At 74.0% G+C, this 14656-nt stretch carries 13 protein-coding genes and 1 pseudogene; 10 read left to right on the top strand and 4 right to left on the bottom strand.

The window, feature by feature from the left end:
- Nucleotides 1-458 precede the first annotated feature (458 nt).
- Together D7294_RS21875 and D7294_RS21870 are read left to right on the top strand one after the other, a co-directional pair.
- Nucleotides 459-1022: a TetR/AcrR family transcriptional regulator gene (locus D7294_RS21875; protein ID WP_120682400.1), complete on the top strand. Its 564-nt coding sequence runs from the start codon at nt 459-461 to the stop codon at nt 1020-1022.
- A gap of 17 nt (nt 1023-1039) precedes the next feature.
- Nucleotides 1040-2543, top strand: a pseudogene (locus D7294_RS21870) (MFS transporter).
- A gap of 180 nt (nt 2544-2723) precedes the next feature.
- Here D7294_RS21870 and D7294_RS21865 read toward each other — a convergent pair.
- Nucleotides 2724-3335 carry a TetR/AcrR family transcriptional regulator gene (locus tag D7294_RS21865; RefSeq protein ID WP_120682398.1) on the bottom strand — a complete coding sequence of 204 codons (612 nt, stop codon included), beginning with the start codon at nt 3333-3335 and terminating at the stop codon, nt 2724-2726.
- A 395-nt stretch (nt 3336-3730) separates the two neighbouring features.
- On the opposite strand from D7294_RS21865, the gene D7294_RS21860 reads away from it, so the two are divergent.
- Nucleotides 3731-4471 carry an SDR family oxidoreductase gene (locus tag D7294_RS21860; RefSeq protein WP_120682397.1) on the top strand — a complete coding sequence of 247 codons (741 nt, stop codon included), beginning with the start codon at nt 3731-3733 and terminating at the stop codon, nt 4469-4471.
- Nucleotides 4472-4620: 149 nt separating this feature from the next.
- On the opposite strand, the gene D7294_RS21855 is transcribed toward D7294_RS21860, so the two are convergent.
- Nucleotides 4621-5277 (bottom strand): TetR/AcrR family transcriptional regulator, encoded by a 657-nt coding sequence (locus D7294_RS21855; RefSeq protein ID WP_206619538.1) that lies wholly within the window; start codon nt 5275-5277, stop codon nt 4621-4623.
- 81 nt (nt 5278-5358) lie between these two features.
- Between D7294_RS21855 and D7294_RS21850 the strand changes: the two genes are divergently transcribed.
- Nucleotides 5359-6252, top strand: a complete 894-nt coding sequence (locus D7294_RS21850; protein WP_120682393.1) for an NAD(P)H-binding protein — start codon at nt 5359-5361, stop codon at nt 6250-6252.
- Nucleotides 6253-6491: 239 nt separating this feature from the next.
- Here the strand turns inward: D7294_RS21850 and D7294_RS21845 are convergent, their stop codons facing one another.
- Together D7294_RS21845 and D7294_RS21840 are read right to left on the bottom strand one after the other, a co-directional pair.
- Nucleotides 6492-7523, bottom strand: a complete 1032-nt coding sequence (locus tag D7294_RS21845; protein WP_147450888.1) for a LolA family protein — start codon at nt 7521-7523, stop codon at nt 6492-6494.
- Nucleotides 7524-7869: 346 nt separating this feature from the next.
- Nucleotides 7870-8880, bottom strand: coding sequence for a polyprenyl synthetase family protein (locus D7294_RS21840; RefSeq protein WP_120682389.1), 1011 nt, complete (start codon nt 8878-8880; stop codon nt 7870-7872).
- Nucleotides 8881-9030: 150 nt separating this feature from the next.
- On the opposite strand from D7294_RS21840, the gene fahA reads away from it, so the two are divergent.
- From fahA to D7294_RS21815, 6 genes are all read left to right on the top strand, one after another.
- Nucleotides 9031-10233 (top strand): fumarylacetoacetase, encoded by a 1203-nt coding sequence (fahA, locus tag D7294_RS21835; RefSeq protein WP_120682562.1) that lies wholly within the window; start codon nt 9031-9033, stop codon nt 10231-10233.
- Between the two features lie 438 nt (nt 10234-10671).
- The gene (locus tag D7294_RS21830; protein WP_147450887.1) at nt 10672-11262 is read left to right on the top strand and encodes a hypothetical protein; all 591 of its coding nucleotides are present in this window, start codon (nt 10672-10674) and stop codon (nt 11260-11262) included.
- Between the two features lie 164 nt (nt 11263-11426).
- The gene (locus tag D7294_RS32060; RefSeq protein ID WP_158674678.1) at nt 11427-11996 is read left to right on the top strand and encodes a hypothetical protein; all 570 of its coding nucleotides are present in this window, start codon (nt 11427-11429) and stop codon (nt 11994-11996) included.
- Nucleotides 11997-12217: 221 nt separating this feature from the next.
- A complete protein-coding gene (locus D7294_RS21825) occupies nt 12218-12778 on the top strand; it encodes a hypothetical protein (protein ID WP_120682385.1) in 561 nt (186 codons plus the stop codon).
- A 346-nt stretch (nt 12779-13124) separates the two neighbouring features.
- On the top strand, nt 13125-13685 hold the full coding sequence (locus D7294_RS21820) for a hypothetical protein (RefSeq protein ID WP_120682383.1): 561 nt from the start codon (nt 13125-13127) through the stop codon (nt 13683-13685).
- Nucleotides 13686-14008: 323 nt separating this feature from the next.
- Nucleotides 14009-14632, top strand: a complete 624-nt coding sequence (locus tag D7294_RS21815; protein WP_120682381.1) for a hypothetical protein — start codon at nt 14009-14011, stop codon at nt 14630-14632.
- Nucleotides 14633-14656: the final 24 nt, after the last annotated feature.

The raw sequence follows: 14656 nt of genomic DNA, 5'->3' as shown, positions 1-14656 counted from the left end.
GTACGGGGGCCGCGTCGGGACCTGCCCTGGCCGCGAGGGAGCGCCGCTCGGATCCCGGTCGAACGCTGGTCGAACGCCGGTCGGCCGACGATCGGCCGACCGTCGGGCACCGGTCGGCCGACGGTCGAGCGAGGGTCGAACAGCACTGGACATGCACGGGAATTGAAGGGAAAGCGGTTGTGACCCGTCCATACGGCGGCGTAGGCTGATCACATATAGAACGGAACGGTCTCGTTCCATCCCGCTCGATCTTCCCGGCGCGGTCCGCCCGTTCTCCCCCGCCCGTCACCGAGCCCCCCGAGGGCCGCCCAAGGAAGGAGCGCGCCATCTCCCGGCCCCCCTCGTCCCCCTCCCCCGCGCAGCCCTCCGCGGGAGCCCGCGCGCAGTCCCCCGCCCCCGGGCAGCCGGGGGCCGCGGCCTCCCCTTCGGCGCCCGCCGCCTCCGTCCGCCGGCCCCGCATGACCGAGGAACGGGAGCGGGAGGTGCTGAGCACCGTGGTCGACATCGTCCGCGAGAGCGGCTACGAGGCGCTGACCATGGACGCCGTCGCGGCCCGCGCACACTGCGGGAAGGCCACCCTCTACCGGCAGTGGCACAGCAAGCCGCGGCTGGTCGCCCGCGCGATCTCCGCCGTGGGCCACGCCAGCGGGAACGCCCCGGCCGCCGACACCGGCAGCCTGCGCGGCGACCTGCACGCCCGCTTCCTGTCGATGATCGACAAGTGCCGCGAGGACACCCCGCTCATCGCCGGTCTCGCGCACGCCGCCCTCGTCGACAGGGAACTGGCCCGGGCCATGCGCGAGGCCCTGATCGAGACCGAGATGGCCGAGCTGACGGCCATGGTCGACCGGGCCGTCGCCCGGGGAGAGCTGACGGCCCGCCCGGCCGCGCTCGCCCACCTGTCCCAGCTGATCTTCGGCGCCGTCCTGACCAGGCCGCTCTTCGAGGACGCCTACGCCGACGCCGACTACCTGGTCCGACTCCTGGACGAGGTGCTCATGCCCGCCCTGACGCACACCTGAAGTGGAGAACGCCACCGATGTCCCAGACCACGACCGACGCCACGGGCGCGGCCAGGTCCCCCCGCACCACCGCCGATGACCCCGCCACGCGCCGCTGGTGGATTCTGGCGGTCATCGGCATTGCCCAGTTGATGGTCGTCCTCGACGGCACGGTGGTGAACATCGCCCTGCCCTCGGCCCAGGCCGACCTCGGCTTCTCGGACAGCGACCGCCAGTGGGTGGTCACCGCCTACGCGCTCGCCTTCGGCAGGCCTGCTGCCGCTCGGCGGCCGGATCGCCGACCTCTTCGGCCGCAAGATCACCTTCCTCGTCGGCCTGGTCGGCTTCGCCGCCGCCTCGGCCATCGGCGGTGCCGCAGGCAACTTCGAGATCCTGGTCTCCGCCCGCGTGCTCCAGGGAATCTTCGGCGCCCTGCTCGCCCCGGCCGCGCTCTCCCTGCTCACCACGACCTTCACCGACGCCAAGGAGCGCGCCAAGGCGTTCAGCGTCTACGGCGCCATCGCCGGGACCGGCGGCGCCATCGGCCTGCTGCTCGGCGGCTTCCTCACCGAGCACCTCAACTGGCGCTGGACGCTCTACGTCAACCTGATCTTCGCGGTGCTCGCCTTCGTCATGGGCAGCGCCCTGCTGGTCAGGACCGCCCGCGACCGGTCCGCCACCCTCGACGTGCCGGGCACCGTGGTGGTCTCGGCGGCCCTGTTCGGCATCGTCTACGGCTTCGCCAACGCCGATTCCCACGCCTGGAGTTCCGCGGCGACCTGGGGCTTCCTGGCGGCGGGCGGCGTGCTGCTCGTGGTGTTCTTCTGGTGGCAGACGCGCGCCGCCCACCCGCTGCTCCCGCTGCGGGTGCTGCTCGACCGGGACCGCGGGGCCTCCTACGCGGCGGTGCTGATCAGCGGCGCGGGCATGTTCGGCGTCTTCCTCTTCGTCACCTACTACCTGCAGCAGACCAAGGGCTACACGCCGGTCGACACCGGCCTCGCCTTCCTGCCGATGATCGGCACGCTGACGGTGGCGGCGACGCTCTCGAACACCGTGCTCTTCCCGCGGCTCGGCGCCATGCCGATCGTCGCCTTCGGCATGGCGGCCTCGGCCGGGGGGCTGGTCTGGCTGACCTCCCTTCAGGTGGACAGCGGCTACGCGGCGCGCATCATGCCGCCGCTGCTCCTCCTCGGCGCCGGCCTGGGCGCGGTGATCGCCCCGGCGATGAGCCTGGCCACCTCGGGCGTCGCACCCGAGGACGCGGGCGTCGCCTCGGCGCTGGCCAACACGGCGCAGCAGGTGGGGGGTTCGATCGGCACCGCGGTGCTCAACACCCTGGCCTCAAGCGCCGCCACCGACTACCTGGTCGGCCGCGACCCGACCGATCCGGCCGTGCTGGCGCAGGCGAGCATGGAGAGCTACTCGACGGCGTACTGGTGGTCGGCCGGCTTCTTCCTGGTCGGCATGATCGCCAGCCTGATCCTCTACCGCCGCGGCGCCCCGAAGGCCGGCGCGGCGGTTCCTCCCCTCCACATGTGAGGTTCCGCGCCCCGCGGTCCCCGGGGGCGCCCCCGCGGGGCCGCGGTCTCCCAGGCGCCCCGCCACACGCCCCCGCCGCACGCCCCGGCACCCCGCCCGGTCCCCCACCGGACGGCCGCCGGGGCGCGCGGCGTTCCTCGTGGGGACCGCGGGAGCCGGGGGCGCGGGGGTCCGTGGGGGTCAGGGGCGCAGGCCGTGCAGGAGGTTGCGGACCAGCTGGGCGGCGAACTCCGGGGTCACCGGCAGGTTCGGCAGCAGGAGCCGGTGGTAGCAGGCGCCCCACAGCTGGTCGACGACGGCCTCCAGGTCGACGTCGTCGCGCAACTCGCCGCGTTCCCTGGCGCGTTCCATCGCGGCCACGGCCAGGGCCCGCCGGGGCCCCGAATAGCGGGTCAGCAGCGCGGTGGCGAGCTCCGGGTCGGTCTGCGCCTGGCCGATGAGTTCCGCGATGACCCGGCCGGCCGGGGTCTCGGCGAGGAGGTGGACGAACGCGCCGAGTTGGGCGGTGAGGTCCGCCTCCAGGTCGCCGGTGTCCGGGAAGGCCAGGGTCGTCTCCACGGCGTGGAAGTAGCCGTCCAGGGCCAGGGCGCCCTTCGAGGGCCACCACTTGTAGATCGTCGTCTTGCTGGCGCAGGCGGCCTCGGCGACCCGCTCGATGGTGAAGGCCGTCATTCCCTCGCGCAGCAGCAGCTCACCGGCCGCTGCCAGCACGTCCGCCCTGACCTCCGCCGCGGGCCGCCGGCCGCGGCCTCGCCTGCGCCGCTCCGCCGGCCGTGCCGCCTCCGTGGCCATCGGTCCCCTCTCCCATTCGTCCGCGTGTGTCTGCGGCCCGCCCGTGCCGGGGCCCGGACGTTCCGGTGCCCGCGCCGCCCAGCCTGGCATATGGACGCGGCGTCCACAAGTGTGGTTTTATGGACTCGGCGTCCACAAATGCGGTCCGCCTCGGGCCGCGCCGGACCCGCGTCCGCCTCACCGCGCCCCCCGGGACGGGAGGCAACCCGGCTCGTGCGGCGAGCCCGCGCCTCGCGCGGCGAGCCCGTGCGCCGGCCCGTCCACCGGACCGTGCGCCGGACCGTTCAGCACGTCGTTCACCCGCTCGTTCAGCCAGCTCGTTCACCCCGCTCGTTCAGCCAGCTCGTTCGTCCAGCTCAGCCGGCCGGTTCTGCCGCCCGGCCCAAGGAGGCTTCATGTCAGGCACCGCACACACCAGGGTCGCGCTCGTCACCGGGGCGTCGGGCGGCATCGGCCGCGCCGTCGCCCTGCGGCTGGCCGCCGAGGGCATGGCCGTCGGCGTGCACTACGCGGGCAACGCGGCGGCGGCCGAGGAGGCCGTCGCGGAGATCCGGGCCGGCGGCGGCTCGGCGCTCGCCCTCCGGGCGGACGTCGCCGAGGAGGCGGAGGTTGCCGCGGCCTTCGACGCGGTGGAGTCCGCCTTCGGCGGCGTGGACGTGGTCGTCCACACGGCCGGGGTGATGACGCTGGGCCCGGTCGCCGAGTTCGGCCTCGACGACCTGGACCGGATGCACCGCACCAACATCCGCGGCACCTTCGTCGTGGCCCAGCAGGCGGCCCGCCGGGTGCGCCGGGGCGGGGCGATCGTCACCTTCTCCACCACGGTGACCCGGCTCGCCTTCCCCGGCTACGCGGCCTACGCGGCGAGCAAGGGGGCGGTCGACGCCATGACCCTGGTCCTGGCCCGGGAGCTGCGCGGACGCGAGGTCACCGTCAACGCGGTGGCCCCCGGGCCGACCGCCACCCCGCTCTTCCTCACCGGCAAGGACCAGGAGACCGTCGACCGCCTGGCGCACCAGGCGCCGCTGGAACGGCTCGGCACCCCCGAGGACATCGCGGAGGCCGTCGCCTTCCTCGCGGGCCCCGGCCGCTGGGTCAACGGGCAGGTGATCTACGCCAACGGCGGCATCGCCTGACCGCCCGGCCGACCGGGCGGCCCGCCCGTTCGGACCGGCAGCCCGACCGGCAGCCCGACCTGACGGCTCGACCCGGCAACCCGGCCTGACGGCTGGGCCCGACCACTCCGCCCGACGGCTCGGCCCGACGGCTCGGCCCGGCCGCCCGGCTACCCGGCCGCTCCGCCGGGCAGGGCCGCCGCGACCAGGCGGCGGATCGCGTCCAGTTCCGCGCCCTCGGCCGCGGGGGCCTCGGCCGGGGGCTCCTTGGCCGCCGGCTCGATACCGAGCAGGGTGCGGAACAGCCGCGGCAGCACGGTGCGGCCGAGCAGGTCCTCCGCGAGCGCCGGCGCCTCGGCCCCCTCCAGCCCGTACCGCTCGGACAGGTAGGCGGCCAGCCGCTCGTAGGCGCTGGCGAACACGGCGTCGAAGTAGGCGTGCGCGTGCTCCGGCTGCCGCTCGGCCCCGGCCATGCTCAGCCGGCAGGTCTGCACCTGGGGCTCCCACACCATCAGGCGCAGGAACCGGTCGCAGAACAGCGCCACCGCCTCCGCCGGGTCGTCGGCGTACGCGTCCGGGGTCCGCAACCTCCCCAGGTACAGCTCCCGGATGAGTCCGAGGACGGCGAGGAAGAGCTTGTCCTTGCTCTCGAAGTGCGCGTACAGCGAGCGCTTCGAGGTCCCGGCGCGCGCCGCCACGGCATCCATCGACGCCCGCTCGTAGCCGCTTTCGAGGAACACGTCCTTGGCCACGAAGAGGATGTGGCGGCGCAGCTCCTCCCCGCGGCGCTGCTCGCCACGCCTGCGCGGCCCCTCCGCCCCGGTCACCGGCACCCACCCCGAGAAGTAAACGGTACGGTAGAGTTTACCTGTCGAGGCATTGCCGTCCCCTTCCATGGGAGAGAAGTCATGATCGTCATCACCGCACCTACCGGAAAGATCGGGCACCAGGTCCTGAACGGGGTCCTCGCGGGCGGGGAGAAGGTCCGCGTCGTCGTTCGCGACCCGGCCAGGCTGGCCCCGGGCGTCCGTGAGCAGGTCGAGGTCGTCCAGGGCTCGCACGGCGATCCGCGGATCGTCGACCGCGCCTTCGACGGGGCAGACGCCGTGTTCTGGCTGCTGCCCGGCGACCCCCACGCGGCCAGCGTAGACGAGGCGTTCTCCGGCTTCACCCGGCCCGCGGCCGAGGCCCTGCGCGACCGCGGGGTCAAGCGCGTCGTGGACGTCAGCGGCCTGGGCCGCGGCACCGCCCAGGCGGGCCACGCCGGGCACGTGACCGCCTCCCTGGCCATGGACGACCTCATCGCCGGCACCGGCGTCGCCTTCCGTGCCCTGGCCGCGGCCACCTTCATGGACAACCTGCTGCGCCAGGTCGAGGTGATCAAGGCACAGGGCGCCTTCTTCGGCGTCCTCGACCCCGGCTTCGCGCTGCCCGCCGTCGCCACCCGCGACATCGCGGCGGTCGCCACCCGCCTGCTGCTCGACGACACCTGGTCGGGCCGGGAGGAGATCCCCCTGCTCGGCCCCGAGGACCTGTCGAACGAGCAGATGGCCGCGATCGTCTCCGAGGTGCTCGGCACCCCCGTCTCCTACCGGCAGATCCCGGCCGAGGCGCTCCGGGAACAGCTCACCGGCCTCGGCACGTCCGAGGCCATGGCGCAGGCCATGCTGGACATGATCGCGGCCAAGGAGAACGGCCTCGACCACGGGGTCGCCCGCACGCCACAGCACGCCGCCGACACCCCCACCACCTTCCGGCAGTGGTGCGAGGAGGTCTTCAGGCCCGCGATGCAGGCGGCCTGACCCGCCCCGGCCGCCACGCCCCCGGCACACGGCCGGCCGGGAACGGCCCCGCCCTCAAGGCCCCGGGCCCCAACGCCCCTGGCCCGCACGGCCCCGCCCCCAACGCCCCGTACCGCACGGGCGGGTGAGGGGCGAGCGCGTGCGGGCCGGGCCGGCCGCGGGCCGCGTCCCGGCAAGCCCCGGGGCCGCCGCCCGGGGGCGGGCGGCGGCGCCGGGCCGGGACGCCCTCGGGGCGCCCCTCAGGCGCGGTCCCCTGAGGCGGCGGCCGCCTCGTCCAGCAGGCCGGTCAGGTGCTCGGCGAGCCCCTGCAACTCGGGCACGTCCTCCAGCCGTTCCAGCCCCTCCAGCATGTCGCCCTCCAGCTCGTCCAGCCCCTCGAACTCCTCCGGGTCCGGCAGCCAGGTCTCGTCCGTGCCCTCGCCGCCCGGCAGCTCGACGCCCTCGGGCAGCAGCCCGCCGAGCAGCGCCTGCGGGTCGAGGTCCCGGACCTCCGCCCCGCTGGGCGGGGTGAAGTCGAAGACCGCGCCGGCCGGCTTGGCGTAGTCGATCTGCGTGAAGGCGACGTCGACCGAACGCCCGCCGGGCCCGTCCGCCGTCAGCGCGAGCGGCACCCCGGTCTCCCCGTCCACGGATATCCGCAGCCGCTCCAGCGGCGCGTCCTCCCCGGCCGGGCGCACCACCAGCTGGTAGGCGCTGCGGCCCGCCACCCTGGCGGTGCCGTCCACGGAGATGTCCGCGTGCTCCCCGGCCGCGTCCAGCAGCCGCTGCGCGGCCTCCCGCGGCGTCAGGTCCCCGGGAGCCTCCGGGCTCGCCTCCCCCTCCGCGGCCTCCTCGGGAAGCTCGGAGCGGTAGACCGTGCCCTCCTCGCTGTCGTAGAGCCAGAGCCGGTCGCCGTCGTGTATCACGGTCAGCTCCTCCGAGCCGTCCACCAGGGAGACCCGCTGCCGCTCCGGCCCGTCCATCGCCACCTGCAGCGTGCCGTCCCCGGTCGCCAGCCCCGCCAGGCGCCCGGCCGGGCCGTCGAGGCCGTCGAGCACCCCGTCCAGCATGCCGCCCCACTCCGGCAGGCCGAGGTCGGTCTGCACCCGCACCGTCCCCGACAGCTGCTCCGCGTCCGACTCGGCCATCCGCACCAGCAGGTCCTCGGCCGACACGTCGGGAAGGTCGGGGCCTCCGTCGCTGGCCAGCGCCGGCCACACTCCCACCCCCACCGCGGCGAGCCCGGCGAGCACGACGGTCGGCACGGCCGCCCGGCGGATACTCCTGTGCATTGCCATCTGATGCCCCTCCACTCGGTTCTCGGCACTACCAAGTGCACCAGGCCGGGGCCATTCAGACATCAGCCATCGGGATCGATCCGCGTACTACCAAGGGATGACCGCGTGGCCGCGCGTACGGCCTGAACCCGTAGGGGATGTACCCAGGGCGGGCGCCGCCGCAATCCCCCCGCCGCCCGGGCAGGCCACCCGCCGCCCCGGGCACGGCCGTTCGCCGCCCGGCGCACGGCCCTTCGCCGCCCCGGGGACCGCCGTTCGCCGCCCGGCGCACGGCCCTTCGCCGCCTCGGGGACGGCCGTTCGCCGCCCGGCGCACGGCCGTTCGCCGTGCCCCAGGCCCGTTACGCCGTCCGGTCCGCGACCGCGTCGCACAGCTCGGCGAGCGCCGCCCTGGCCGGGATGTCCGGCAGCGGTTCGAGCGTCTGCCGCGCCTGCGTCGCGAACGAGAGGGCGTCCTGCCGCGCCCGTTCCAGCGCCGGGTGCGCCCGCAGCCTGGCCAGCGCCTCGGCGTGCCGCGCGTCGTCGCTGAGGTCGCCCGCCAGCAGGTCGAGCAGCTCCCGGTCCCCGGCCGAGCCGCCGCGTGCGACCATCTCCCGCAGCCGCAGCACCGGCAGCGTGGCCACGCCCTCCTTGAGGTCGGTGCCCGGCGTCTTCCCCGACTCCTGTCCCTCGCTGGCGATGTCGAGGACGTCGTCGGCGAGTTGGAAGGCGATGCCGATCCGCTCCCCGTACTGGGCCAGGGTGTCGACGACGCTCTCGGACGCGCCCGCCGTCATCGCGCCCATGCGCCCGGCGACGGCGATCAGCGAGCCCGTCTTGCCCGCGATCACCTCCAGATGGTGCGCGATCGGGTCCTCGCCCTCCTGCGGCCCCGCGGTCTCCTGGATCTGCCCGGTCACCAGGCGTTCGAAGGCCTCCGCCTGAATCCGGACGGCCTCGGGGCCGAGGTCGGCCACTATGGTCGAGGCCCGCGAGAAGAGGAAGTCGCCGGTGAGCACCGCCACCGAGTTGCTCCAGCGGGCGTTGGCGCTGGGCACCCCGCGGCGCACCTGCGCCTCGTCCATGATGTCGTCGTGGTAGAGCGTCGCCAGGTGCGTCAGCTCCACCACCACCGCGGAGGGGACCACGCCCGGCGCGTACGGATCGCCGAACTGGGCCGCCAGCAGCAGGAGAAGAGGCCGGAAGCGCTTGCCACCCGCGCGCACCAGGTGCTGCGCCGTCTCCGTTATAAAGGGGACGTCGCTCTTGGTGGCCTCGATCAGACCCGTCTCGACGGCCCTCAGCCCCGCCTGGACATCGGCCTCCAGCGCGGGGTCCCGCACGCTCGCCCCGAAGGGCCCCACGACGGTCACGAGCGATCCCCTGTCTTTTCGGTGCGTTGTCTCCGGCAGCGTAGCCGGTTCGAAGTGGATCAACGCGGGGACGTACCGTCTCGCGCGGTGGCGGGGCGGGTTTGCCGGAAGCCGGCGAAGCCGCCCGGGGACGGCACTAGGGTGACCGGCATGCCCGAGGACGGCCTTTTCGGCATCGAGAACCTGCCCTACGGCGTGTTCAGCACGGCGGAGCGGCCCGGCGAACGGCGGCTCGGCGTCCGCCATCTCGGCCGGGTGCTCGACCTGGGTGCCGCCGCCGCGGCACTCGGCGCGCCACACGCCGAACTGCTGACCCGCCCCTCGCTCAACCCGCTGCTGGCCGCGGGCCCCGCGGCCTGGCGGGCGGTGCGCGCGCGGGTCCAGGACTGGCTGTCCGGGCCGGACGCCGCCGAGCGGCTCGGCCCCTTCCTGCGGCCCCTGGGCGCCGTGCGGATGCATCTGCCCTTCGAGGTGGCCGACTACGTGGACTTCTACGCCAGCGAGCACCACGCCGCCGCCGTCGGCCGCATCCTGCGCCCGCAGGCCCCCGGCCTCCCGCCCAACTGGAAGCACCTCCCCATCGGTTACCACGGGCGGGCCGGCAGCGTGCAGGTCTCGGGCAGCCCGGTGGTCAGGCCGCACGGCCAGGGCAGGCCCCCGCGGGGCGCGGAGACGCCGGCCTTCGGGCCCACCAGGCGCCTGGACTTCGAGGCCGAGGTCGGCTTCGTGGTGGGCGTGCCCTCGGCCCCCGGCACCGCCGTTCCCCAGCACGCGTACCGCGAGCACGTCTTCGGCCTCTGCCTGCTCAACGACTGGTCGGCCCGCGACATCCAGGGCTGGGAGTACGTGCCGCTCGGCCCCTTCCTCGGCAAGTCCTTCGCCACCTCGCTTGCCGCCTGGGTGACGCCGCTCGACGCGCTGGAGGCCGCCCGGGTGCCGCCCCCGCCGCGCACCCACCCCCCGCTGCCCTACCTGGACGACGCCGGCCTGCCGCCTGAGGGGCTCGACCTGCGGCTTGAGGTGCGGCTGAACGGCCACCTGATCGCCGAGCCGCCGTTCGCCGCGATGTACTGGACGCCCGCCCAGCAACTGGCCCACCTGACGGTCAACGGCGCCCGGCTGCGCACCGGCGACCTGTACGCCTCGGGCACGGTCAGCGGCCCGGGCGAGGACCAGCGCGGCTGCCTGCTCGAACTCACGGAGGGTGGCCGCCGGCCGCTCCGACTCGGCGGCATGGAACGGACGTTCCTCGCGGACGGTGACGAGGTCAGCCTCACGGCCTGGGCACCTGGCCCCGGCGGCAGCCGGATCGGGCTCGCCGAGGTCAGCGGGCGCATTCTGCCCGCACGCTGACCTTTCGCCATTCCCGCCCGCACTTTCCGCCTCGCACGCCCTTCCGGCCCGCGCCGCCCCTTTTCCCCGTTTTCCCCGGCTCCTTCGCCGTTCCTTCCCGGCCCTTCGCCATTCCTTTGCCGTTCCCTCCCGCGCCACTTCCGTTCCCACCCGCGCGACTTCCGTTCCCACCCGCGCCACTTCCGTTCCCACCCGCGCGACTTCCGTTCCCTCCCGCGCGACTTCCGTTCCCGGCGCCTGCCCCGCCTCCTCAACCGGCGTCATCTCCGGCTCGGGCGAGCCGCATTCCGCCCGGAGCCGCCCGGCGCGCTCACCCGGGCGCGGAAAGCGGGTGGCGCACCCGTTCCGGGAGGGGGCACCCCCGCGTTGCACAGGGGGCGAAGGCGCCGGCACCACGCCGAGAAGACACCGAGCAGGCGCCGAACCGGGAGGCGAGGGATGTCATTGCACAGGCCAACGAGGAGGACGCTGCCCGCCGTCGCCGCGGCCGCCTTCCTGGCGCTCACCGGCTGCGGGGGCGACGCCGCCCCGCGCCAGGACGGCCACCCGGGCGGCGAACCCGCCCACCCGGCGGGCCCCGGCGCGACCGCAGGAAGCGGGTCGCCCGGCTCCGCCCGGGAACGGGCCGGCGCAAAGGAGGAGCCGGGCGGGCCCACGCCCCGCCCCGCCGCCTCCTCGGGGGACCCCGGCGGCGCCTCCCCGGGCCCCCGGGAGGGCCGGGTGCCGGACAACGAGGAGCTGGCCGGCAGCTGGTACGTCGGCTACGCCCCCGAGGACCCGGCCATCGACATCGAGCCCGGCACCCCAGGCGAGTCCGCCTACGCCGTCACCTACTACGAGGACACCGACCCACGGGGTGAGGGGGACGTGTGCCACGGCGCCGTGGACCGGGGGCAACTGGACGTGACCTGCGACCAGATCGGGGAGTCCCTGTGGCCCGACACGCACGCCACCGTGACCCTGGTGGACTCGGCGATGACGGTCACCTGGGCCTCGGGCCGCGTCCAGACCTACCACAAGGGCCTCTGAGCTGGGCGGACTTGAGGAGAGCCGGTGAAAGGGCCGCGCAGGCGGCGTCGGCATACGTTGCAGTATGGAGGCGATTGCCATAGGCGCGTAACAGTGACACTTACCCCCTCCGTCACTGCGTTAACCTCAACCCCTCAGTTCACCCATACGCACGAGGGGATTTCATGCGTAGGAACATTCGGCTCGCCCTGCCCGCGATAGCGGCGGCGGCGGCGCTCGCCCTGACCGCCTGCAGCGACGACGACGACAGCAACGAGTCGTCGGGCAGCACGGGCGGCGGCCAGTCGCAGACCGAGGAGAACGCGCAGGGCGACGACGGCGCCGAGAGCGACGGCGGCGACGGCGGAGCGGCCGCGGCCGGCGGCTCGGCCCCGACCAACGAAGACCTTGAGGGCTTCTGGACCACCGGCGAGACCGGCGACGAGCCGGACGCCAGCTCGCTGATGTTCAGCGACGGCTCCGCCAACTTCGTCGAGAACTCCGGCGAAGAGGGCGACGTGTGCACCGGCTCGGTCAGCGACGGCACCATGACGGTCGAGTGCTCCCAGTACGGGAGCGAGCTCTGGCCCGACACGGAGGCGACCCTGACCATGGACGGCGACACGCTCAACGTCACCTGGGCCTCGGGCACCACCCAGACCTACACCTCGCTGCTCGGGGACCTGGGCGACCTCGGGGACCTGGGCGACCTGGGTGACCTCAGCGACCTGGAGGACCTGGAGGGCCTGGGCTGATGAACCGGCGGCCGGGCCCGACGGGGCCCGGCCGTCATCGAGGAGGCAGACGGTGGCCGGGACCCGCGGGTCCCGGCCACCGTCACGTTCCCGCCCGCCGCGAGCGGCGGCCGTGCGTCTCCATACGGCACTCCCCTGGCATGGACTCGTAACAGCCGGCCGCCCCCGGCCACCGCCGCGATACCCTGCCGGGCACCGGCTCAAGGTATCGAGGGGATTTCATGCGCAGCTCCATACGGCTGGCCCTGCCGATCGTCGCCACGATGGCGACGTTCGCGCTCGCGGGGTGCGCCGACGACGACGGACACGGCACCTTCGGCGCCATCGGCGGCGGAGGCGGCGAGGCCATCGACCCGGGCGACTACGTCCCGGACGACTCCGACCTGCCCAGCATGCCGTCCGACGAAGGAGACACCGGCTCCGACGCGGGCACCACCGACGGCGGCAGCACCGACGGGGGCACCACCGACGGCGGCCTGGGCGGCGGCATGAGCGACGGCTCCTTCGACGGCGACTGGTACGTCGACCCCACCCACCAGGACGAGTCGCACAACCTCTATATCCTGGGCACGAGCGCCGCCTTCTTTGAGGACCTGGGTGCGGAAGGCGACCTGTGCGACTCCGGCACGCTGAACGGTCCCAACCTCACGCTCGGCGGCTGCTCGGTGTACGGCGAACAGGAGTGGACCGACATGACGGCCACCCTCAGCCTCAACGGAGACGGCACGCTCCAGGTCGTCTGGGCCTCGGGCCTGACCGAGACGTACGTCAACGTCGGCTGACAGCGCGGCCGAACGCCAACGACGGGTGGCCGGGCCCAGGACGGGCCCGGGCCGCCCGTCGGCGTTCCCGCCGGGAGCCGCCGCCTTCTGCAACGCATCCGCAATGCGCCGGGGATGGCCCCGGGGAGCCGCACCGGCGAAGATGGTCGGGCCCGGCAACGGCACGGCCCGGGGGCACGGAGCGCCGTCCACTCGGCAAGATCGCTTGCACGCGGGAACGACCCGCCCGCCAGCGCGGCGCATCGATCCGGCACCCTGGTACGAGCGCGCGACGCTTCGGTCCGCCCGTTGGCGCGGGCGCGGCCCGCGAACACGCGGAACAAGAGTTTTCCTACGAGGGGATACCATGCGCAGCTCCATACGGCTGGCCCTGCCGATCGTCGCCACGGTGGCGACGTTCGCGCTCGCGGGGTGCGCCGACGACGACGGACACGGCACCTTCGGCGCCATCGGCGGCGGAGGCGGCGAGGCCATCGACCCGGGCGACTACGTCCCGGACGACTCCGACCTCCCGAGCATGCCGTCCGACGAAGGAGACACCGGCTCCGACGCGGGCACCACCGACGGCGGCACCACGGACGGCGGCAGCACCGACGGCGGCCTGGGCGGCGGCATGAGCGACGGCTCCTTCGACGGCGACTGGTACGTCGACATCAGCAACCAGGCGGAGTCGCACAACCTCACCATCACCGGTACCACCGTGATGTTCTTCGAGGACCAGGGCGTCGAGGGCGACTACTGCCCCTCGGGCACCTTCTCCAACGGCCAGATCCAGCTGAGCGGTTGCGTGCAGCTCGGCTCGGAGCAGTGGACCGACACCACGGCGACCGCGACCCTCAACTCCGACGGCACCATGACCGTCGTCTGGGCCTCCGGCCTCCAGGAGACCTACACCAACGCCTACTGAGGCGGCACGAAAAGGACCGTGCGGTGGCCGGGTTCCCTCCGGGGGCCGGCCACCGTTGCGTTGTTCCCGCCGCCCACCCTGCGTTGTTCCCGCCGCCCACCCTGCGTTGTTCCCGCCCCCCACCCTGCGTTTCCCGCCCCCCGCCTGGCGTTTTTCCCGCCGTTCGCCCGCGCAGCAAGATCCACTTTCCCGCGGGAATGCCCCTCCCCCATCACCGACGTATCAATACGGCACGCTTTGCCATGGCTGCGTAACACCGCGCGCCACGCATTCGCGCACGCGATAGCCTGCCGAAAGCAAGTACGAAAGTGTGAGGGGATTCCATGCGCAGCTCAATACGGCTCGCCCTGCCGATCGTGGCCGCCGCGACGGCACTGGTGCTCACCGGCTGTAACGACGACGACGGTGACGGAGCGTTCGGGTCCGTCGGCGGCAGCAGCGGCGGGGAGCAGGACGGCGGCTCGGCCGACGGCGGCGACGGCGGCGAGGACACGGCCCCGCCGAGCGACACCACCGGTGGCGACACCGGTGACACCGGCGACACCGGTGACACGGGGGACGCGGGGAGCGGCGGCACCGGCACCGCGCCCACCGCCGAGCAGCTGGAGGGTGACTGGTACACCGGCACCGACCCGCTGTCGGCCAACCTGGAGATCAGGAGCGGCGAGGTCACCTACTACGAGGACCTCGACGTGGAGGGCGACCTGTGCCAGGGCCAGGTCACCGACGCCGGCCTCTCGCTCAGCGGCTGCCAGCAGTACGGGGACGAGTCCTGGACCGACATGTCGGCCACCTGGACCCTCGAGTCGGAGAACGTCCTCAACGTCACCTGGTCCTCCGGCCAGACGCAGACCTACCGCAACGCGGAGACCGGTGGCTTCAGCGAGGAGGAGGTCGCCGAGATCAACGAGACGATCGAGCGCCTCCAGGGCCTCAACTTCAACTGATCCCGGACCGGGCACTCATGCCGG

Source organism: Streptomyces hoynatensis (genome assembly GCF_003626535.1).
In the GTDB taxonomy this organism is placed as follows: domain Bacteria; phylum Actinomycetota; class Actinomycetes; order Streptomycetales; family Streptomycetaceae; genus Streptomyces; species Streptomyces hoynatensis.
The sequence above is the reverse complement of the archived record's forward strand: the minus strand, read 5'-3'. Positions and strand labels throughout refer to the sequence as shown.

Excerpts from the sequence above, each read along its gene's own strand:
- D7294_RS21875 (WP_120682400.1), top strand. The coding sequence starts at position 459 with ATGACCGAGGAACGGGAGCGGGAGGTGCTGAGCACCGTGGTCGACATC.
- D7294_RS21865 (WP_120682398.1), bottom strand. The coding sequence starts at position 3,335 with ATGGCCACGGAGGCGGCACGGCCGGCGGAGCGGCGCAGGCGAGGCCGC.
- D7294_RS21860 (WP_120682397.1), top strand. The coding sequence starts at position 3,731 with ATGTCAGGCACCGCACACACCAGGGTCGCGCTCGTCACCGGGGCGTCG.
- D7294_RS21850 (WP_120682393.1), top strand. The coding sequence starts at position 5,359 with ATGATCGTCATCACCGCACCTACCGGAAAGATCGGGCACCAGGTCCTG.
- D7294_RS21845 (WP_147450888.1), bottom strand. The coding sequence starts at position 7,523 with ATGCACAGGAGTATCCGCCGGGCGGCCGTGCCGACCGTCGTGCTCGCC.
- fahA (WP_120682562.1), top strand. The coding sequence starts at position 9,031 with ATGCCCGAGGACGGCCTTTTCGGCATCGAGAACCTGCCCTACGGCGTG.
- D7294_RS21830 (WP_147450887.1), top strand. The coding sequence starts at position 10,672 with ATGTCATTGCACAGGCCAACGAGGAGGACGCTGCCCGCCGTCGCCGCG.
- D7294_RS32060 (WP_158674678.1), top strand. The coding sequence starts at position 11,427 with ATGCGTAGGAACATTCGGCTCGCCCTGCCCGCGATAGCGGCGGCGGCG.
- D7294_RS21825 (WP_120682385.1), top strand. The coding sequence starts at position 12,218 with ATGCGCAGCTCCATACGGCTGGCCCTGCCGATCGTCGCCACGATGGCG.
- D7294_RS21820 (WP_120682383.1), top strand. The coding sequence starts at position 13,125 with ATGCGCAGCTCCATACGGCTGGCCCTGCCGATCGTCGCCACGGTGGCG.
- D7294_RS21815 (WP_120682381.1), top strand. The coding sequence starts at position 14,009 with ATGCGCAGCTCAATACGGCTCGCCCTGCCGATCGTGGCCGCCGCGACG.